Genomic DNA, 15,313 nt, shown 5'->3' with positions numbered 1-15,313 from the left:
GGGGCTCTGCGGCGCCCCGGGGGCGCTCCCGGGGAACTTATGCGGCGCGGCCCACGCCGTCGGTCTTTCCCGGGGCGTGAGCGACAAGGTGATGCTCGCCGGCTTCGAGGCCGGGTGGGTGGAGTCGCACATGAACAACCTGGCGTGCGGCGACGCCGACTCCCTGGGCGTGTTCCAGCAGCGGCCCTCGATGGGGTGGGGCACGCCGGAGCAGATCATGAACGTTTCCTATGCGGCTTCGCGGTTCTTCGAGCTCGCGGTGAAGATGGATCGCGCTCATTTGTCGCCGGGGTTGCTGGCTGATGCGGTGCAGCGGTCCTGCTGCCCGGAGCGCTACGACCAGGCCTTCGGGCGGGCTTCGGCGATGCTGCGGCAGGCCTGGCAGGGCGGGCCCGAGGTGGTCGGCGGGGTCGTGCACGTGGTGCAGGACGGCGACGTGTGGGCCGACGGGGTGCGGCTGAGCACGTCGCAGGACTTCGTGGGACGGCCTTCGGTGGCGGGTGCCGCGGTCTACGCGCGGACGGCTCGGGGCGAGGTTCGGGCGTTGGTGGGCGGGGGCTCGCGGGTGGTGGCCTCGGGTGTGGCTGGGGACCCGGAGGCGGTGCTGCGTCCTGATGGGACGGTCGAGCTGTTCGCGATCTTGGCGGACGGCAGCGTCGCGACACTGTCAGACCTGCCTGCGATGATTGGGATGGGGGCCGAATCCCCCCAGGGGGCCCGCCAGTCCGTATCGATTCCGCTCAGCCCGGCCGGGTTCGCGACCGGCAAGCCATCTGCAATCGTGCAGGCCGACGGCTCGGTGGCCCTCTACGTCCGCTCCGGCGACAAGCTCATGGCGAGCGCCGCAGGCACCTGGCGCGAGCTCGCCACCGGCCTCGAAGCCTCCCCGGAAGCCGTCCTCCGTCCAGACGGGACGGTCGCCGTCCACGCGCTCAAGAACGGCCGCCTCCACCGCCTGGGCGCCACCTGGGAACCGTTGGGGGAGGGCCGTTTCATCGACACCGTCTCCGCCCAGCCCGACGGCACGATCTACGCGAGGACCGCCGAGGGCAAGGTCGTCAAAGCCGGTTGAACGGCTCCGCGTACCGGAACGCTCCCGGAGCCACGTCCCCGAACAACCGGGCCTGGAAGTGCGGCGCCCAGGCGGGGTCCGGCGGCGTGATCCCGAATTCCGACGCCAGCCGGAACCCGAACCGCGTGTAGTACCCGGGATCCCCCAACAGGATGACCGCGAGCTCGCCCCGAGCCTCGGCGGCACCCAGCACCGCGTGCATCAACGCCGACCCGATCCCGGCCCGCTGGTGCGACGGGTGCACGGCGATCGGCCCGAGCCCCAGCGCCGGCTGATCGCCCACGTACCCGCGCGAGCACACGACGTGCCCCAGCACCGAGTCCTCCACCAGCGAGAACTCCGGCAGCCAGCCAGGATCGTCCCGGAGCCAGTCGATCAGCGGAGCCTCGGGCCCGTCGGAGAAGGCCAGGTTGGTCACGGAACGAATCGCGGAGATGTCTGCGGGCGTCTCCCGCCGGATCAGCATGACCCCGAACTGTGGCCAACCGGGCCACCGTGCGCCACTCAGTTTCCCGCCCCATAATCCGCACCGTGGTCGTGAGACAGACCGTTGTGGTGTGTGTACTTGCCGTGCTGGCTTATCTCGTCGTGTGGTGGGCAACGACAGAAGACGAAGAACCCAAACAGGCCACCCAGGCGTTCCTCACCGACTACTCGAAGGCCGAGAAGGGCACCTGCGTGCAGTTCGCCGGCCCCGGCGAGAACGACCAGGGCCTGACCGTCATCGACTGCGCGCAGAACAAGGCCGCGCTCAAGGTCGGCACGGTCCTCACCGACACCAGCGGCAAGTGCCCCCGCGGCGACTACAAGGTGCTTCGGGACACGAGGCACAACGCCGCGCTGTGTCTGTTGCCCAACGCGACCAAGGGCGACTGCTTCGAGCTGGACACCGATGACCTGCAACGGTCCGTGGTGTCCAAGTTCGACTGCGCGGCGCCACGCGCGAACGTGCAGGTCGTCGACCTAACAAAACAAAGTTGTCCCGAAGAGGCCGAACTCGGTGTTCCCTATGAGGAGATGACGCTCTGCCTGAGGAGGGTGCGTTGATCGTCTTCGAGGGTCCGGCCGAGTTCGACGCCTGGCTGCACGAGAACGGCGCGAACGAGACCGAGCTGTGGCTCAAGTACGCCAAGAAGGGTTCAGGCGTGCGAACGATCACCTACGACGAGGCGCTCGACGTCGCCTTGTGCCACGGGTGGATCGATGGCCTCGTACGGTCCGTGGACGAGTCCTACTACTCGCAGCGTTGGACGCCACGCAAGGCGCGCAGCAAGTGGTCCAAGCGCAACTGCGGCAAGGTCGAGGAGCTGATCGCGCAGGGCAAGATGCTGCCCGCCGGTCTCAAGGAGATCGAACGCGCCAAAGCGGACGGACGCTGGGACGCGGCCTACGCGGGACCGGCGACCATCGAGGTGCCGGACGACCTGACCGCCGCTCTCCAGGCCAACCCCGAGGCCGCCGAGGCGTTCAAGGGACTGAACAGTCAGAACAGGTACGCCGTGCTGCTGCGCATCCACGACGCGAAGAGGCCGGAGACACGGCAAAAACGCATCACTCAGTTCGTTGAAATGCTGGCGGAGGGCCGAAAGCTCTACCCTTAGGAATCATGAAGTGGTTCCGCCGCCGCAAAGCCGAAGACGTCGTCCCGGCGCACCTGCCCAACGCCGAGGAAGCCGCACGGCGCTTCTGGGAGCGGTGGTTCGAGCTGGTGCCGGTGGTCAGCGCGGCGCTCGGCGACGGCGAACCGCACCGCGTCGAGGACGAGCTGAACGACCTCGTCCGCGCCCTGCACCCCGATCTGATGTTCTCCCTCGAACAGGGCCACCTGGCGATGTACGCGCTGGTGGTCACCGGTCAGGAGGACCCGCGGCTGCGCCCGTACACCGACGCGTGGATCGCCGCCGCGCCGCCGTCGGACATGGTGTGGGAGTTCCACGACTCCGTGCCGCCGGTGCCGGACCCGACCGAGGTGATCATCAACCTCGGCCAGGTGCGGATGCGGCTCGGCGACTACCGCGTCGTGGCCCAGGTGGACGGTGACGTCGTCGACGTCGCGGTCTACCACCCGGCGCTCGCGGGCCTGACCGACCAGCAGCGGCAGACCATGACGTTCCTGCCCTTGGACGTCACTCTCGGCGAGCGGCTGGCGGGGGAACGGCTGCGGCGCGTGGAGACCGCCGAACTGGAGCCGCAGGGCACGATCAGCCTCGTCGAGCTGCGGACCCTGGTGCGCGAACTCGCCGGGAAAGCCGAGCTCTGAGAACTGTCAGACCTGCTCACTAAGCTGTGGGACGTGAGCAGCGAGAGCCTTGAAGACGTCCCCGCCGAGGTGCGCGAGCAGCACGCCGTGCTCGCGGAAGAGGTGCGTTCGCACCAGTTCCGCTACTACGTGCTGGACGACCCGATCGTCACCGATGGTGAGTTCGACGGGTTGCTGAAGCGGCTCGAGGCGATGGAGGCCGAGCACCCCGGCCTCGCGACGCCCGAGTCGCCGACGCAGCTCGTCGGCGGCACGTTCTCGACCGAGTTCAAGGCGGTCGACCACCTGGAGCGCATGCTCAGCCTCGACAACGTCTTCGCGCAGGACGAGCTGACGGCGTGGTTCGAGCGCGTCGGCAAGGAGCTCGGCGAGGGCACGCACTTCCTGTGCGAGCTGAAGATCGACGGCCTCGCGATCAACCTGCTCTACGAGAAGGGCAAGCTCACGCGGGCCCTGACACGGGGCGACGGCCGCACCGGTGAGGACGTGACGCTGAACGTCCGCACCATCAAGGACGTCCCCGTGGTGCTCGATGGGTCCGCCGAGCACCCGGTGCCGGACCTGGTGGAGGTGCGCGGCGAGATCTTCTTCGCGGTGGAGGACTTCCTGGCGCTCAACGCCTCGCTGGTCGAGCAGGGCAAACCGCCGTTCGCGAACCCGCGCAACACGGCGGCCGGCTCGCTGCGGCAGAAGGACCCGAAGATCACGGCGTCCAGAAAGCTCCGGATGATCTGCCACGGCATCGGCAAGACCGAGGGCTTCGAGGTCGCCAGTCAGTCGCTCGCGTACGAGGCGCTGAAGGCGTGGGGCCTGTCGACGTCACCGCACACCGAGGTGCTCACCGACCCGGTGGCCGTGCGCAGGAAGGTCGAGTACTGGGGCGAGCACCGGCACGACGCGGTGCACGAGATCGACGGCCTGGTGATCAAGGTCGACGAGGTGTCGCTGCAACGGCGGCTGGGCACGACGTCGCGGGCCCCGAGGTGGGCCATCGCGTACAAGTACCCGCCGGAGGAGGCCACGACGACGCTCCTCGACATCCAGGTCCAGGTGGGCCGCACGGGCCGGGTGACGCCGTTCGCCGTCATGGAACCGGTGAAGGTGGCCGGGTCGACGGTCGCGCGCGCCACCCTGCACAACGGGTCCGAGGTGAAGCGCAAGGGCGTGCTGATCGGCGATCGCATCGTCATCCGCAAGGCGGGCGACGTGATCCCCGAGGTGCTCGGCCCGGTGCTGGCGGCCCGTCCGGCGGACGCGCGCGAGTTCGAGATGCCGACGCGGTGCCCGGAGTGCAACTCGGTGCTGCGCCCCATGAAGGAGGGCGACGTCGACATCCGTTGCCCCAACGCCGAACGCTGCCCCGGCCAGCTGCGCGAACGTCTGGCGTACCTGGCCTCCCGCGCCGCGCTCGACATCGAGGTGCTCGGCTACGAGGCCGCCGCGGCGATCACCTCGTCCACGATCTACACCAACGAGGCCGACCTCTTCGACCTCGACGCGGACGCGTTGCGGCAGGTCGAGCGCTTCATGACGATCAAGGGCGAGCTGTCCGCGAACGCGCTGAAGCTGATCGACAACCTGGAGGAGGCGAAACAGCGTCCTCTGTGGAGGGTGCTGGTCGCGTTGTCCATCCGGCACGTGGGCCCGACGGCGGCCCGCGCGTTGGCCCAGGAGTTCGGCTCGATGGACGCGATCATCGAGGCCCCCGAGGAGGCGCTCGCGGGTGCCGAGGGCGTCGGGCAGACCATCGCCACGGCGGTGGTGGAGTGGCGGGAGACCGAGTGGCGCCAGGGCGTCGTCGAGCGCTGGCGGGCCGCGGGCGTGCGGATGGAGGACGAGCGCGACGAGTCCATCGTGCGCAACCTCGAAGGCCTGTCCATCGTGGTCACCGGCTCGCTGACGGAGTACTCGCGCGACTCGGCGAAGGAGTCGATCCTCGCCCGCGGCGGCAAGGCGGCGGGCTCGGTGTCGAAGAAAACCGCTTTCGTCGTCGTCGGCGACTCACCAGGATCCAAGTACGACAAGGCCGTCTCGCTGAAGGTGCCCGTGCTCGACGAAGCGGGCTTCCGCGTCCTGCTGGAGCAGGGCCCGGACGCGGCGAGGGACGTGGCCCTTCCGGTGGAAGAAGGTGCAGATGGCTGATCTGATCATTCGCCCGGCCGCGGAGGCCGACCTGCCCGCGATCGGCTCCGTGACGGTGGAGGCCTACCGCGCGGACGGTTTCGTGGGCGATCACGACGACTACGCCTCGGTCCTGGCCGACTCGGCGTCCCGGTTCCGGGACGCCGAGGTGCTCGTCGCCCAGGACGAGTCGGGTGCGGTCCTGGGCTCGGTGACGGTCGTGCGCCCCGGCACGCCGTACGCGGAGATCTCGCGGTCCGGCGAACTGGAGTTCCGCATGCTGTCGGTGTCCGCGGCCGCACGGGGCCGCGGCGTGGGCGAGGCCCTGGTGCGCGCCGTGATCGACAAGGCGCGCACGGCCGGCGCGACCCACGTCGTGCTGTCGTCGTCGGAGAAGATGCTGGCGGCGCACCGGTTGTACGAGCGGATGGGCTTCACGCGGTTACCGGAGCGCGACTGGTCACCCGTGCCGGGCCTGGAACTGAGGGCCTACGCGTACGTGCTGCCGCTCTGAGCAGCCGTCGAGCAACCCCGTTCGCACCCGCGCGTCCCCAGGGACGACGCCGCGGATGGGGGTTCGCGAATGAGACCAGTGGTCGTCCTGCTGACCGCCGCACTGCTGCTGGGCGCCTCGGCCGCACCGAGGCAGCTCGCCGCAGCCGACCTGCACGAGATCGAACGGCTGGCGCAGCGCTACTTCGAACGGAGGGCGGACAAGGTCACGAACGTCCCGTGGCAGCAGTGCTTCGGTGTGCCCACGACCGAGTCCTTCGCGGATCGGCTGCGCATCGACGAGGCCAAGCTGGAACGCCGGCGCGAACGGCAGAAGTCGCTCCCGCACGCCGGCTACTCCAGGGCCGAGGTCACGACGACGCTCAAGCGCGTCCAGGCAGACCCCGACGGCAGCGTCGTGATCCACCTCTACGAGCGCACCGACCTGCACTTCGAGAAGTCCACGACGTTCGACTACAGCAGCTACGGCATGCCGCACGTGCTGATCTTCACCCCGTCCGCCGCGGGCTGGGTGCTGGCCGCCTCGACCAGGGCACCGGGCGCGAAGTGCGGGATGCCGCCGGAAACGCAGTTCTGCGGGTACCTCTCAGAGCGATGAGACGATCCGCGCCCGCAGCTTGGGATCACCCGCCGCCTGCTCGTACAGCAGCTCCCGCAACACCTCGGGCGACAGGGCTCTCAGCGCGTCCTTGAGCTCCAGGTCCTCGGCGTCCGGTGGCGGCACCGTCTCGCCCCGGTCCAGCAGCACCAGCCCGACGGCCACGCAGTGCTTGCAGAAGAACCCCTCGGACCCGTGCGGGCAACTGCACGACCCGACCAGCAACGTCCCCGACCACGACAGTTCCACCACGTAGGCGACCTCGTCACCCCCGCGCACCCGAGCAGCGACGTGCCGGCTGTGCACCCGCAGGGACAGCACGGACTCCCGGTACGTGAGCCCGCGCCAGTACGACTTGGTACCCGCGCGGTGCAACAGCAGCTCGGTGGTGAGGGTCGTCGACACGGGGGTCATCCAACCGGGTGACCGCAGAAAGGATCAACATGATCGCGATCGGCCCACTGCGACCCGCCGACCGACCAGCGTGGCAAGAGCTCTTCGAGGGCTACAACACCTTCTACGAACGCACCCTGCCCGCGGAGATCTACGACCGGAAGTGGCAGGCGTTCCAGGAGGACGAAACCATTCACGCCCTATGCGCCCGCGACGACACCGGCCGGGTGGTCGGCATCGTCCACTTCCTCCAGCACTCCAGCACCACCACCGACGACGTCTGCTACCTGCAGGACCTCTTCACAGCCCCCGAGGCGCGCGGCCGGGGCGTCGGCAGCGCGCTCATCGGGGCAGTGGCGACCTGGGCGGAACAACAGGGCTGCTGCCGCGTCTACTGGCACACCAACGAGCGGAACAAGACCGCCCAACGGCTCTACGACCAGCTGGCGCAACGCATGCCGTTCATCACCTACCGCCAGGACCTCTAACGGGCCGTGGCCTCCAGGTCCAGCAACGTCACGGCGGCCCGGAAGTACTTGTTGGTGCCCAGATCCCGCACCGTCTTGATGTTGAACGCGGCCTTGAGCTTCTCGGCGTCGCCAGGACTGACGCCCTGCAACGCGTCCACAGGCGCGTCCAGGATCTCGGTCAGCGGCAGGTTCTCGTACGCCTTGTCGAGGAGCATGTCGAGGTTCACGGTGATGGCCATGATCTTCAAACCTCCAGCAGAAGTGGGGCGATCACGGCAGATTCTGGGGTCAGCCAGCAGATCCCGCAGAACGTGACGACCGCGCTCACGCTCCCGATGAGGCGGTCATGCACAAGCTCGGGGCTCACGACGTACCGCTTCGCAAGGTGTTCAGCAGCGACTACGACTTCTGGATCCCTGACTACCAGCGGCCCTACGCGTGGGAACCCGAGCAGGCGCGGCAACTGCTCGACGACCTCGTCGAGACCGTCGAACGGGACGACGACGAGCCCTACTTCCTGGGCTCGATGGTGCTCGTGAAGAGCGACGGCGAGCCGAAGTCCGAGGTGATCGACGGTCAGCAGCGCCTCACCACGCTCACGATCCTGCTCGCGATCGTGCGCGATCTCCCGTTGTCGGCGAAGACCCGCGAATCGCTCGACCGGATGATCGTGGAACCCGGCGACGAGCTGCACGACCTCGAAGCGAAGCCGCGGCTCGCGCTGCGGGAACGCGACCAGGCCTTCTTCCGCACGTACGTGCAGGAGCCAGGCCGCACCGAGGAACTGGTGTCGTTGAGCGACGACGCGGTGAAGACGGACGCGCAGAAGGCGGTTCGGGAGAACGCCAAGGCCCTGCGCGCCGTGCTGGTCCGCTGGGACGAGGAGGAACGGCGCCGCCTGGTGAAGCTGATCAGCGCCCGGACGTTCCTCGTCATGGTGAGCACGCCGGACCTGAACAGCGCGCATCGGATCTTCAGCGTCATGAACGCGCGAGGTCTCGATCTCTCGCCGGCCGACATCTTCAAGTCGAAGGTGATCGGGGCGCTGGACGACAGGTACGCCATGAAGTGGGAAGAGGCCGAGGTGCGGCTCGGCCGCAACGACTTCGCCGACCTGTTCCTGTACATCCGGATGATCTTCGCCAAGGACCGTGCCAAGCAGGACCTCATGACCGAGTTCCCGAGGCAGGTGCTGAACCAGTACCTCGGCGGTCGCGAGGCGGAGTTCGTCGACGACGTGCTGGTGCCCTACGCGGAGGCGTTCCAGAAGATCCGCGACTTCGGGTACGAGTCGTCGGTTCGGGCCGAGCAGGTCAACTCGTGGTTCCGGCGACTGGCCCAGACCGACAACCGCGACTGGCTGCCGCCCGCGTTGTGGGCGGTGCGCCACCACGGTCACGACCCCGTGTGGCTGGACCGGTTCCTCGGCAAGCTCGAACGGCTCGCCGCGAGCATGTTCCTCCGCCGCGTCTACACCACGCCGCGCGTGGTCCGGTACTCCACCCTGCTGCGGGAGCTCGCGGCCGGGCACGGGCTCGACTCCCCGGCGTTCGTGCTCGACGCGGACGAGCGCGCGGACACCGTCCGGCAGCTCGACGGCGCTCTCTACCTGGTCCAGAAGACGCGCCGGTACGTGCTGCTCCGGCTCGACGAGATGCTGGCGGGGGATCCCGGTGTCATCTACAAGTTCCCGGTGATCACGGTGGAGCACGTCCTGCCGCAGAACCCGAAGGACGACTCGGCCTGGCTGACCGACTTCACCGCGGAGGAACGCGGCACCTGGACCCACCGGCTCGCGAACCTCGTGCTGCTCAACAGGTGGAAGAACGCCGAGGTCGGCAACCGGGACTTCGTCGCGAAGAAGGAGAAGTACTTCACCAGCGGGAACGGCGTCTCGGTGTTCGCGCTGACCAGCCAGGTGATCGTGCAGCCGGAGTGGACGCCCGCCGTGCTGGAGACGCGGCAGAAGGACCTGCTGCGCACCCTGGCCGAAGGCTGGGACCTGTGATCAGCGCTTCCGCTTGACCGCCACCACGATCACCGCGGCGATCGCGATCAGCCCGGCCACACCCAGCGCCAGGTCACCCATCGCCAGAGCGTCGTCCTGAGCCATCACCAGGGCCAGTCGCATGCGTTCAACCTAACCCTTGGAGCAACACCGCGCCGAGGATTGTGTGGGACCGTATGAGGTGTGCTGCAAGCCTGTCTGAACGGCTCCCGCACAGCCGAGGAGCACCCGGCCCTGCCGCTCACCCCGGAGCGCCTGGCCGAGGACGCGGCCGACGTCGCCGCGCTGGGCGTCACGTCCGTGCACATCCACCCGAGAGACGTCATCGGCCTGCCGACCCTGGTGGGACCCGAGGTGGCCACCACGATCGCGACCGTCCGCGCCGCCGTGCCCGGCATCGAGATCAGCGTGTCCACCGACGTCCCGGGCAACCGCGGCACGCTGATCGCCAGCTGGGCACCCCTCGCGACGGGCCGGCCGGACATCGCCAGCGTGCGCCTGGACGACCCGGGCTGGCGCGACCTGGTGCAGGCCCTGCACCAGGTCAACGTCAAGGTCGAGCTCGTCGTGACCGCGCGGGCCCAGCTCGCCGACCTGCCGCCGGGCGTCAGCCGCGTCACCGTCACGGCGACCCGCGACACGGCCGAAAGCCTGCTGGCCCAGGTGGAACCGCTCGGCCTGCCGATCCTGCTGCACGGCAGGGACGACGAGGCCTGGAAGGTGCTCGACTACGCCGCACTGCTCGAACACCACGTGCGGATGGGGCTGGAGGACACGCTGCGCCTGCCCGACGGCCGACAGGCGCGCAACAACGCCGAACTGGTCGCGCTCGCGAGGAAACGGCAGCGGACGCGCGCTCCGAGCTGACCGCGTCACCCTGCCGGGCGGTGCTCCAACGGGCCTCTGTACGGATCACCCAGGACGTGGAGGCTCGCCGCGGTCACCACGGCCTGGAACCGCACGGAGCGCACCTCGTACCCGCCCGGCGCCGGACTGATCTCCAGGTTCGTCACCTCCCCGGGGAGGTCGGCGTCCCGCACGCCGCCGAAGACGACGTCTCGCACCGGCTCCTCCGTCGAGCGGTAGCGCACCGTCTCACCGTTCTCCTCGCGGGTGAACCGCCACGGCAGGAACACGGGGAACACGTCGGTCGCGTCGGCCCAGCCCTCCGCCATCGCGACCAGCTCCAGGACGAGGCTCCGCACGTACTCGGTCTCTCCCGCGAGGTCGTCGCGCAACGGCCCCAGAATCACCCGCACGATCTCCGCGGCGTACTCCTCGGGGTACCAGGTGAGGCTGAACATGCTGTGGTCGGCGTGCTCGCGGAGCACTTCGGCGACAGCGGGGTTCGTGGTGTGCTCGGCGATCCGCTCCAGCACCCAGGAGTAGACGCCGTGCGAGGCGTTCCAGATCTTGCCGTACCAGGTTCCGGCGCGGTCCACGAAGAAGTCGCGGGACATCGATGTCCCTTCCCTCGGCGGAGTGCCGGGCTAGTCGGGGAGGACGACCGCGACGATGCCCGCGAGGTGCGCCAGCCGGGCCACCTCGGCCGCGCGGAACATCGGGCCGCCGGGACGGCCCACGACGAGCACCCTGTCCGGCTTGCCGAGCGGCGTGGCGGCGAGTTCGGTGCCCAGCTCGCGCCAGGTCTCCGGGACCCACTCCTCCTCGCCGTCGAGCACGGTCGCGCGCTCCAGCGGGAACCACGGCACGTCGGCCATGCGGGTCTCCGGGGCCGCGGACGACGCGGTCAGGCGGTTGATGCCGGTGCCCTCGGGGCCGACGACGACGGCCCAGCCCGCGCGGATGATCTTCGGGACGCCCTCGGTGAAGATGCCCAGGCCCTTGTGCGGCGCGTCGGCGACCTCCTCGACGAGCTCGAGCTCGCGGTGGGTGTCGAGGATGCCCGCGTACGGGCGGACGGCGTCGACCTCCACGCCGTCGACGGACTCGGCCGCGGTGATCAGCGTGTCGGGCAGACGGCCGGAGGGGAGCTCCACCACGAGGTCGTCGATGGCGAGGCCGGAACCGCGTTCCACCACGTCCACGCTGAGTATGTCGGCCCCGATCTCGCCCAAAGCCGTTGCGACCGCGCCGAGGGTGCCGGGACGGTCCGGGAGCTGGACCCGGATCAGGAACGACAAGGTGAACGCCTCCATAGCTCGTGCGCGAGACCCCGCGTCTCGCGCCGTTGCCGGTCGGTGATTCTCGCAGACGCATCGTCAACGCATGACCTGCTGTCCGCGTTGCGAACCGGTTAAGTTGACGTGCCGCTCAACAGTAGAGGCGGTAACCCGTTCGAAGGCGCGCCTGACCAGCCCATAGACTCACGGGGTTCCCGATTCGAATCCCGACCCTACGGGGGTTGACAGGAGTGCCCAGCATCTCCCGCGACGAGGTCGCGCACCTGGCGAAGCTCGCCAGGCTGGCTGTGTCCGAGGACGAGCTCGACTTGTTCGCCGGCCAGCTCGACGTGATCCTCCAGTCGGTGGCTTCCGTTGGCGACATCGCCACGGCCGACATCCCGCCGACGTCGCACGCCGTTCCGCTGACCAACGTCTTCCGCGAGGACGTGGTCCGTCCGAGCCTCGGTCAGCAGCAGGCGCTCTCCGGCGCTCCTGAGGCCGAGGACGGCCGGTTCCGCGTGCCCCGCATCCTGGGTGAGGAAGCATGACCAACGACCTGATCCACGCCACCGCGGCCGAGCTCGCCGCGAAGATCCACAGCGGCGAGGTCTCGTCCGTCGAGGTCACGCAGGCCCACCTGGACCGCATCGCCGAGACCGACGGGAAGGTCCACGCCTTCCTGCACGTCGACACCGAGGGCGCGCTCGCGCAGGCCCGCAAGGTCGACGAGGCCGTCAAGGCAGGCGAGCAGGTGTCCCCGCTCGCCGGTGTGCCGTTGGCGCTCAAGGACGTCATGACGACCGAGGGCGTGCCCACGACGGTCGGTTCCAAGATCCTCGAAGGCTGGCTGCCGCCGTACGACGCGACGGTGACGCGCAAGCTCAAGGAAGCCGGCGTCGTCATCCTCGGCAAGACGAACATGGACGAGTTCGCCATGGGTTCGTCCACCGAGAACTCGGCGTACGGCCCCACGCACAACCCGTGGGACCTCGACCGGATCCCCGGTGGCTCCGGCGGTGGCTCGTCCGCCGCGCTCGCGGCGCTGCAGGCCCCGCTCGCGATCGGCACCGACACCGGTGGCTCGATCCGCCAGCCCGGCGCGGTCACCGGCACCGTCGGCGTGAAGCCGACCTACGGTGGCGTGTCGCGTTACGGCCTCGTTGCGTTCTCGTCGTCGTTGGACCAGGCCGGTCCGTGTGCCCGCACGGTGCTCGACGCCGCGCTGCTGCACGAGGTCATCGCGGGCTACGACCACATGGACTCCACGTCCATCAACACGCCCGTGCCCCCGGTCGTCGCCGCTGCCCGCGAGGGCCTGAACGGCGACCTGTCCGGCCTGCGCATCGGTGTCGTCACGCAGTTCAGCGGTGAGGGCTACCAGCAGGGCGTGGCGCGCAGCTTCGAAGCCGCCGTGTCGCAGCTCAAGGAGCTCGGCGCGGAGATCGCGGACGTGTCGTGCCCGAGCTTCGACTACGCGCTGCCCGCGTACTACCTCATCGCGCCGAGCGAGTGCTCGTCGAACCTCGCCCGGTTCGACGCCATGCGCTACGGCCTGCGCGTTGGCGACGACGGCACGCGCAGCACCGAGGAGGTCATGTCGCTGACCCGCGAGGCCGGCTTCGGCCCGGAGGTCAAGCGCCGCATCATGATCGGCACGTACGCGCTGTCGTCCGGCTACTACGACGCGTACTACGGCTCGGCCCAGAAGGTCCGCACGCTGATCACGCAGGACTTCGCGAAGGCGTTCGAGAAGTTCGACGTGCTCATCTCCCCGACCACGCCGACCACGGCGTTCAAGATCGGCGAGCGCGCGAACGACCCGATGGCCATGTACAAGGCCGACCTCTGCACCATCCCGGCGAACCTCGCGGGCACCCCGGCCATGAGCGTGCCGAGCGGTCTGTCCGATGAGGACGGTCTGCCGGTCGGCCTGCAGATCATGGCCCCGGCCCTGCAGGACCACCGCATGTACCGGGTGGCCGCCGCCTACGAGGCCGCGCGCGGCTCGTTCGGAGGGCCGTCGCTGTGAACATCAAGAAGGCACGGGGAATCCTCGGCCTCGCCGGTGCGGTAGCGGGAGCCGCGGGAGCGTTCTCCGGGTTCCGCAACGCCCGTGCGAAGAACGACAAGCTGGCACTGGCGAACGCGATCGCCAGCATCGTGGTGGCGCTCACCGGTGCGGCGCTGGCCGTTCGTGCTCTGCGGAAGGACGACTTGGCATGACCTCCCTGGTTGAGCTGATGGACTACGACGAGGTCGTCGAGAAGTACGACCCCGTCCTGGGCCTGGAAGTGCACGTCGAGCTGCACACCAACACGAAGATGTTCTGCGGCTGTGCCAACGAGTTCGGCGGCGAGCCGAACACGCACACCTGCCCGACGTGCCTCGGCCTGCCGGGCGCGCTGCCGGTGGTGAACGCCAAGGCCATCGAGTCCGCGATCCGCATCGGCCTCGCGCTGAACTGCGAGATCGCCGAGTGGTGCCGGTTCGCGCGGAAGAACTACTTCTACCCGGACATGCCGAAGAACTTCCAGACGTCGCAGTACGACGAGCCGATCGCGTTCAACGGCTGGCTCGACGTGACGCTGGACGACGGCGAGGTCATCCGCGTCGAGATCGAGCGCGCGCACATGGAGGAGGACACCGGCAAGTCGCTGCACGTCGGCGGTGCCACCGGTCGAATCCACGGCGCCGAGCACTCGTTGCTCGACTACAACCGCGCCGGCGTGCCGCTGATCGAGATCGTCACGAAGATGATCCCGGGCACCAAGGAACGCGCGCCCGAGGTCGCTCGTGCGTACGTCACGGCGTTGCGCGACCTGCTGAAGGCGCTCGACGTGTCCGACGTCCGCATGGACCAGGGCTCGCTGCGCTGCGACGCCAACGTCTCCCTGTCGCCGAAGACCACCGGTGCCCTCGGCACCCGCACGGAGACCAAGAACGTCAACTCGCTGCGCAGCGTCGAACGCGCCGTCCGCTTCGAGATGACGCGCCAGGCCGCGGTGCTGGAGTCGGGCGGCGAGGTCACCCAGGAGACCCGTCACTTCGACGAGTCCTCGGGCTCCACGTCCGCGGGCCGCAAGAAGGAGACGGCGGAGGACTACCGGTACTTCCCGGAGCCCGACCTGGTCCCGATCGCGCCGTCGCGCGAGTGGGTCGAGGAGCTGCGCCTGACGTTGCCCGAGCTCCCCTGGGAACGCCGCGCGCGCATCCAGAAGGACTGGAACCTCACCGACGAGGTCCTCCGCGACCTCGTCAACGCGGGCGCCCTCGACCTCATCGAGGCCACGGTCGTCGCCGGCGCCAAGCCGGACGAGGCCCGCTCCTGGTGGGTGTCGTACCTCGCGCAGCAGGCCAACACCCGCGGCGTCGAGCTGTCCGGCCTCGCGATCACGCCGGCCGCGGTCGCCAGGGTCATCGAGCTGGTGAACTCCGGCGCCCTGACCAACAAGCTCGCCCGCGAGGCCGTCAACGGCGTCCTCGAAGGCGAAGGCACGCCGGACGAGGTCGTGGAGAAGCGCGGCCTCAAGGTCGTCTCGGACGACTCGGCCCTCGAAAAGGCCGTCGACGAGGCCCTCGCCGCCCAGCCGGACGTCGCGCAGAAGATCCGCGACGGCAAGGTGCAGGCGGCCGGCGCCATCGTGGGCGCGGTCATGAAGGCCACCAAGGGCCAGGCGGACGCCGCACGAGTGCGCGAGATCGTGCTCGCCCGCTGCTCCTGAGGCACATCGAAAGGGGCGTGTCCGGGAAAA

19 protein-coding genes and 1 pseudogene are annotated in these 15,313 nt (G+C 69.2%); 14 read left to right on the top strand and 6 right to left on the bottom strand.

Annotated features, from left to right (window positions below; all coding sequences use genetic code 11):
• Positions 1-1,072, top strand: a pseudogene (locus ACFWNN_RS33750) (hypothetical protein); the annotation flags it as partial.
• On the opposite strand, the gene ACFWNN_RS33745 reads toward ACFWNN_RS33750, so the two are convergent.
• A complete protein-coding gene (locus ACFWNN_RS33745; protein ID WP_382443998.1) occupies positions 1,059-1,538 on the bottom strand; it encodes a GNAT family N-acetyltransferase in 480 nt (159 codons plus the stop codon). The pseudogene ACFWNN_RS33750 and the gene ACFWNN_RS33745 sit on opposite strands and share 14 nt — an antisense overlap.
• A 65-nt stretch (positions 1,539-1,603) precedes the next feature.
• Between ACFWNN_RS33745 and ACFWNN_RS33740 the strand changes: the two genes are divergently transcribed.
• The 6 genes from ACFWNN_RS33740 to ACFWNN_RS33715 all read left to right on the top strand — a co-directional run bounded on the left by ACFWNN_RS33740 (position 1,604) and on the right by ACFWNN_RS33715 (position 6,564).
• Complete coding sequence (locus ACFWNN_RS33740) at positions 1,604-2,119, top strand: hypothetical protein (protein ID WP_382443997.1); 516 nt, start codon at positions 1,604-1,606, stop codon at positions 2,117-2,119.
• A complete protein-coding gene (locus ACFWNN_RS33735) occupies positions 2,116-2,673 on the top strand; it encodes a YdeI family protein (protein WP_382443996.1) in 558 nt (185 codons plus the stop codon). Before ACFWNN_RS33740 ends, ACFWNN_RS33735 begins: the two co-directional genes overlap by 4 nt.
• 5 nt (positions 2,674-2,678) lie before the next feature.
• Entirely contained in the window at positions 2,679-3,332 is a 654-nt protein-coding gene (locus tag ACFWNN_RS33730) for a hypothetical protein (RefSeq protein WP_382443995.1), read from the top strand.
• 33 nt (positions 3,333-3,365) lie between these two features.
• Positions 3,366-5,474 carry an NAD-dependent DNA ligase LigA gene (ligA, locus tag ACFWNN_RS33725; RefSeq protein ID WP_382443994.1) on the top strand — a complete coding sequence of 703 codons (2,109 nt, stop codon included), beginning with the start codon at positions 3,366-3,368 and terminating at the stop codon, positions 5,472-5,474.
• Positions 5,467-5,967, top strand: coding sequence for a GNAT family N-acetyltransferase (locus ACFWNN_RS33720; protein ID WP_382443993.1), 501 nt, complete (start codon positions 5,467-5,469; stop codon positions 5,965-5,967). Before ligA ends, ACFWNN_RS33720 begins: the two co-directional genes overlap by 8 nt.
• A 69-nt stretch (positions 5,968-6,036) precedes the next feature.
• A complete protein-coding gene (locus tag ACFWNN_RS33715) occupies positions 6,037-6,564 on the top strand; it encodes a hypothetical protein (protein ID WP_382443992.1) in 528 nt (175 codons plus the stop codon).
• Here the strand turns inward: ACFWNN_RS33715 and ACFWNN_RS33710 are convergent.
• The gene (locus tag ACFWNN_RS33710) at positions 6,553-6,969 is read right to left on the bottom strand and encodes an SWIM zinc finger domain-containing protein (RefSeq protein WP_382443991.1); all 417 of its coding nucleotides are present in this window, start codon (positions 6,967-6,969) and stop codon (positions 6,553-6,555) included. The genes ACFWNN_RS33715 and ACFWNN_RS33710 overlap by 12 nt on opposite strands.
• A 38-nt stretch (positions 6,970-7,007) precedes the next feature.
• Between ACFWNN_RS33710 and ACFWNN_RS33705 the strand changes: the two genes are divergently transcribed.
• On the top strand, positions 7,008-7,445 hold the full coding sequence (locus tag ACFWNN_RS33705; RefSeq protein WP_382443990.1) for a GNAT family N-acetyltransferase: 438 nt from the start codon (positions 7,008-7,010) through the stop codon (positions 7,443-7,445).
• Here the strand turns inward: ACFWNN_RS33705 and ACFWNN_RS33700 are convergent.
• A complete protein-coding gene (locus tag ACFWNN_RS33700) occupies positions 7,442-7,666 on the bottom strand; it encodes a hypothetical protein (RefSeq protein WP_093593770.1) in 225 nt (74 codons plus the stop codon). The genes ACFWNN_RS33705 and ACFWNN_RS33700 overlap by 4 nt on opposite strands.
• A 107-nt stretch (positions 7,667-7,773) precedes the next feature.
• On the opposite strand from ACFWNN_RS33700, the gene ACFWNN_RS33695 reads away from it, so the two are divergent.
• On the top strand, positions 7,774-9,435 hold the full coding sequence (locus ACFWNN_RS33695) for a DUF262 domain-containing protein (protein ID WP_382443989.1): 1,662 nt from the start codon (positions 7,774-7,776) through the stop codon (positions 9,433-9,435).
• Here ACFWNN_RS33695 and ACFWNN_RS33690 read toward each other — a convergent pair whose 3' ends face one another.
• Positions 9,436-9,558, bottom strand: coding sequence for a hypothetical protein (locus tag ACFWNN_RS33690; RefSeq protein WP_382443988.1), 123 nt, complete (start codon positions 9,556-9,558; stop codon positions 9,436-9,438). It abuts the gene before it with no gap.
• 60 nt (positions 9,559-9,618) lie between these two features.
• On the opposite strand from ACFWNN_RS33690, the gene ACFWNN_RS33685 reads away from it, so the two are divergent.
• The gene (locus tag ACFWNN_RS33685; protein ID WP_382443987.1) at positions 9,619-10,302 is read left to right on the top strand and encodes a 3-keto-5-aminohexanoate cleavage protein; all 684 of its coding nucleotides are present in this window, start codon (positions 9,619-9,621) and stop codon (positions 10,300-10,302) included.
• Positions 10,303-10,307: 5 nt separating this feature from the next.
• Here ACFWNN_RS33685 and ACFWNN_RS33680 read toward each other — a convergent pair whose 3' ends face one another.
• Together ACFWNN_RS33680 and ACFWNN_RS33675 are read right to left on the bottom strand one after the other, a co-directional pair.
• Entirely contained in the window at positions 10,308-10,895 is a 588-nt protein-coding gene (locus ACFWNN_RS33680) for a hypothetical protein (RefSeq protein ID WP_382443986.1), read from the bottom strand.
• A gap of 30 nt (positions 10,896-10,925) precedes the next feature.
• Entirely contained in the window at positions 10,926-11,579 is a 654-nt protein-coding gene (locus ACFWNN_RS33675; RefSeq protein ID WP_285647013.1) for an ACT domain-containing protein, read from the bottom strand.
• Positions 11,580-11,809: 230 nt separating this feature from the next.
• On the opposite strand from ACFWNN_RS33675, the gene gatC reads away from it, so the two are divergent.
• The 4 genes from gatC to gatB are packed head-to-tail and all read left to right on the top strand — an operon-like array spanning position 11,810 to position 15,283.
• On the top strand, positions 11,810-12,109 hold the full coding sequence (gene gatC, locus ACFWNN_RS33670; protein WP_189154510.1) for an Asp-tRNA(Asn)/Glu-tRNA(Gln) amidotransferase subunit GatC: 300 nt from the start codon (positions 11,810-11,812) through the stop codon (positions 12,107-12,109).
• Complete coding sequence (gatA, locus tag ACFWNN_RS33665) at positions 12,106-13,590, top strand: Asp-tRNA(Asn)/Glu-tRNA(Gln) amidotransferase subunit GatA (protein ID WP_382443985.1); 1,485 nt, start codon at positions 12,106-12,108, stop codon at positions 13,588-13,590. Before gatC ends, gatA begins: the two co-directional genes overlap by 4 nt.
• Positions 13,587-13,784 carry a hypothetical protein gene (locus ACFWNN_RS33660; RefSeq protein ID WP_382443984.1) on the top strand — a complete coding sequence of 66 codons (198 nt, stop codon included), beginning with the start codon at positions 13,587-13,589 and terminating at the stop codon, positions 13,782-13,784. Before gatA ends, ACFWNN_RS33660 begins: the two co-directional genes overlap by 4 nt.
• Positions 13,781-15,283, top strand: coding sequence for an Asp-tRNA(Asn)/Glu-tRNA(Gln) amidotransferase subunit GatB (gatB, locus tag ACFWNN_RS33655; protein ID WP_382443983.1), 1,503 nt, complete (start codon positions 13,781-13,783; stop codon positions 15,281-15,283). The genes ACFWNN_RS33660 and gatB overlap by 4 nt, the downstream gene beginning before the upstream one ends.
• Positions 15,284-15,313: the final 30 nt, after the last annotated feature.

The sequence above is a fragment of the Lentzea sp. NPDC058450 genome, assembly GCF_042721395.1.
GTDB lineage: Bacteria > Actinomycetota > Actinomycetes > Mycobacteriales > Pseudonocardiaceae > Lentzea.
Note: the sequence above shows the minus strand (reverse complement) of the source record. Positions and strands in the feature narration are given on the sequence as shown.

Excerpts from the sequence above, each read along its gene's own strand:
- ACFWNN_RS33730 (WP_382443995.1), top strand. The coding sequence starts at position 2,679 with ATGAAGTGGTTCCGCCGCCGCAAAGCCGAAGACGTCGTCCCGGCGCAC.
- gatB (WP_382443983.1), top strand. The coding sequence starts at position 13,781 with ATGACCTCCCTGGTTGAGCTGATGGACTACGACGAGGTCGTCGAGAAG.
- ACFWNN_RS33705 (WP_382443990.1), top strand. The coding sequence starts at position 7,008 with ATGATCGCGATCGGCCCACTGCGACCCGCCGACCGACCAGCGTGGCAA.
- ACFWNN_RS33700 (WP_093593770.1), bottom strand. The coding sequence starts at position 7,666 with ATGGCCATCACCGTGAACCTCGACATGCTCCTCGACAAGGCGTACGAG.
- ACFWNN_RS33680 (WP_382443986.1), bottom strand. The coding sequence starts at position 10,895 with ATGTCCCGCGACTTCTTCGTGGACCGCGCCGGAACCTGGTACGGCAAG.
- ACFWNN_RS33695 (WP_382443989.1), top strand. The coding sequence starts at position 7,774 with ATGCACAAGCTCGGGGCTCACGACGTACCGCTTCGCAAGGTGTTCAGC.
- gatA (WP_382443985.1), top strand. The coding sequence starts at position 12,106 with ATGACCAACGACCTGATCCACGCCACCGCGGCCGAGCTCGCCGCGAAG.
- ACFWNN_RS33745 (WP_382443998.1), bottom strand. The coding sequence starts at position 1,538 with ATGCTGATCCGGCGGGAGACGCCCGCAGACATCTCCGCGATTCGTTCC.
- ACFWNN_RS33720 (WP_382443993.1), top strand. The coding sequence starts at position 5,467 with ATGGCTGATCTGATCATTCGCCCGGCCGCGGAGGCCGACCTGCCCGCG.
- ACFWNN_RS33715 (WP_382443992.1), top strand. The coding sequence starts at position 6,037 with ATGAGACCAGTGGTCGTCCTGCTGACCGCCGCACTGCTGCTGGGCGCC.
- ACFWNN_RS33690 (WP_382443988.1), bottom strand. The coding sequence starts at position 9,558 with ATGCGACTGGCCCTGGTGATGGCTCAGGACGACGCTCTGGCGATGGGT.